Origin of the sequence: Variovorax glacialis (assembly GCF_051216375.1) — a bacterium.
GTDB lineage: Bacteria > Pseudomonadota > Gammaproteobacteria > Burkholderiales > Burkholderiaceae_C > Variovorax.
Genome location: NZ_JBPJZT010000057.1, coordinates 1 through 2,309 on the forward strand (window position 1 = coordinate 1; position 2,309 = coordinate 2,309).

The following is a 2,309-nucleotide window of genomic DNA, read 5'->3' on the forward strand; positions in this document are numbered from 1 at the left end:
TGGATGGCGTCAAGCAGCATGGCCGGTTAAACGACATTCATCTTGGCCGGTTGGGCGGGGGTGAATGTCGTTTTTTATGGGGTTAGGGTTGTGGCTCCTTGAACTGGTTGTCGTTGTCGCTTAATGATTGACGTCGACGGTTTGTCTTGTCGTTGTCGCGCTGGACCTTCTGTTCCCGCGCGGCCGACTTGCCGCGGTAGCTCTCCACGTTGTTCAGCTCGAAGATTGTGGAGTGATGGACCAGGCGATCGATGGCCGCCACCGTCATTCCGGCGTCGGGGAACACGGTGTCCCAGCCCGAGAAGGGCTGGTTGGCCGTGATGAGGATGCTGCGCCGCTCGTAACGCTCGGCGATCAGCTCGAACAGGACGCTGGTTTCGGCCTGGTCCTTCCGGACGTACGAGATGTCGTCAAGAATGAGCAGGTCGTAGCGGTCGAGCTTGGCGAGTGCCTGGGGCAACTGGAGGGTCTGGCGAGCAGCCTGCAGACGCTGCACCAACTCGCTGGTGCGAATGTAGAGCACGCGCCGCCCGGCCTCGATCAGTGCATGGCCGATACCGCAGCCGACGTGACTCTTGCCCACGCCGGGCGGACCAAAAATCAATATGTTGGCCCCCTTCTCGAGCCACGAATCCCCGCTGGCCAGCGCCAAGACATGGGCCTTCGACAGCATCGGCACCTCGGCGAACTCGAAGCTGGCCAGCGTCTTGGTCACATCCAGCCGCGACTCGATGCGATGACGTTCGATACGGCGCTTCGCGCGTTCGGCCACTTCGTGCTCCAGCAGTCCGCCTAGGAAACGGCTCGCTGGCCAACCTTCCCTGTCCGAGCGCTCAGCGAAGTCGGGCCACAGCCTGCCGATCGTCGGCAGGCGCAGCTCATTGAGCATCAAGGCGTTTCGAGCGGGATCGAATGCCGCGGTCGTCATGCTGGGACCTCTTCAGGTACTTGTTTACTCCGCAGCAGCGCGTCGTACCTGCTTGGCAACGGCATATCGATCGTGATGCGCGGCACCTCGGTCTTGCGCGGGGCGAACTCCTCGCGCAGTCGCTTCACATCGGGCAACTCGCCGGCCAGGCGCAGCGCGTCGAGGCGTTCGGCCAGCACACCTTCCACGCCGTCGCAAGCGGCCATCTCCAGCAGCGCCACGATCGTCTGGCAGGCTTGGCGTTGTGTCAGCCTCAGGTCGAGTTGCTCCCAGGTGAGGCGGTACGCCTCGCGCGGGAACAGCGCGTCGCGGAACAGCAGCCCTTTGAATGCCTGAGGCTTGCGCTTCAGCTCTTCGATGAAGTGTCGGTAGTCGATCACCCGGCCGCGGCTGGTTCCGGGCGCTCGCGTACCCCGAGCGAGCGTCAGGACGAGTGCTCCCGAGAGGTAGCAATCCAACCGATCGCTGTAAAGCCGCACCTTCAGGCGGTGGCCGATCAGGCGCGACGGTGCGCTGTAGAGGATGGCGCGTACGGTGAAGGTGCCGCAGCGCGTGACGCGCGCCTCTTCCTCGACGAAGTCGGTGGTGCGCCTTGGGGGAAGATCCCGCAACTGTTCGCGCTCGATACGAAACGCAGCGGCGTTGCGGCGGTTGCGTCGCATCACGACGTCTCGAACGAAACCCTCATAAGCCAGGCGGTCGTCGAAGTCACGGTGCCCGCGCAATAGCAGCGCCTGGTCAATCGCTTGCTTCAGGAATCGGTGCGAGGACTCGACGCTGCCGTTCTCGTGGCTCACGCCTCGGTTGTTGCGCGTGCCCACCATGCCGTAGTGATCGAGCAGCCCCGTGTAGCGCGCGGTGAAGTCCTCTTCTTCGCTCAGGTTCTTGAACGCGGCCGACAGGCTGTCGCTGCGGTGCTCTTGCGGCGCGCCGCCGGCTTGCCACAGGGCGTTCTGCAATCCCTTGGATAGCGCCTCGAAGCTCTCGCCGCCCTCGACGACTTCGACGTGCTCCCAGCGTGAGAACGCCAGAACGAAGTGGTACAGGATGTGGACGAAAGGCGCGTTCGCGATCGTGACGCGCAAATCGCCCATGGCAGTGAAATCCGAGAGACCTCGATGACCTGGGGCATGGTCCTGGGGGAAGAACACTTCCTTGGGAGGCCCTTGCACGGCGCGCCATTGACGGATATGTCGCTGCAGCGTGCGCAGCACGCCATCAGGGAAGCGCTCGGGATGATCGTCCTGGAGCTTGCGCAGCAGCGTGACGGCCATCAACTTGGGGGCGGCCTTGAGCAGCGGCACCACCTCGGTGTCCCAGACCTCGCCGAACGGATCGGCTCGGGAGCGCCAGTAGCGCCGAGGGTTCTGTGAGGGTAGCG

At 63.8% G+C, this 2,309-nt stretch carries 2 protein-coding genes; both read right to left on the reverse strand.

Features of this window, described 5'->3' with window-relative positions:
• Window positions 1-82: 82 nt before the first annotated feature.
• Window positions 83-928: an IS21-like element helper ATPase IstB gene (istB, locus tag ACSFBL_RS35525; protein WP_435520488.1), complete on the reverse strand. Its 846-nt coding sequence runs from the start codon at window positions 926-928 to the stop codon at window positions 83-85.
• The coding region (gene istA, locus ACSFBL_RS35530) for an IS21 family transposase (RefSeq protein ID WP_435520489.1) at window positions 925-2,309 on the reverse strand (1,385 nt) is incomplete at its 5' end. The genes istB and istA, both read right to left, overlap by 4 nt.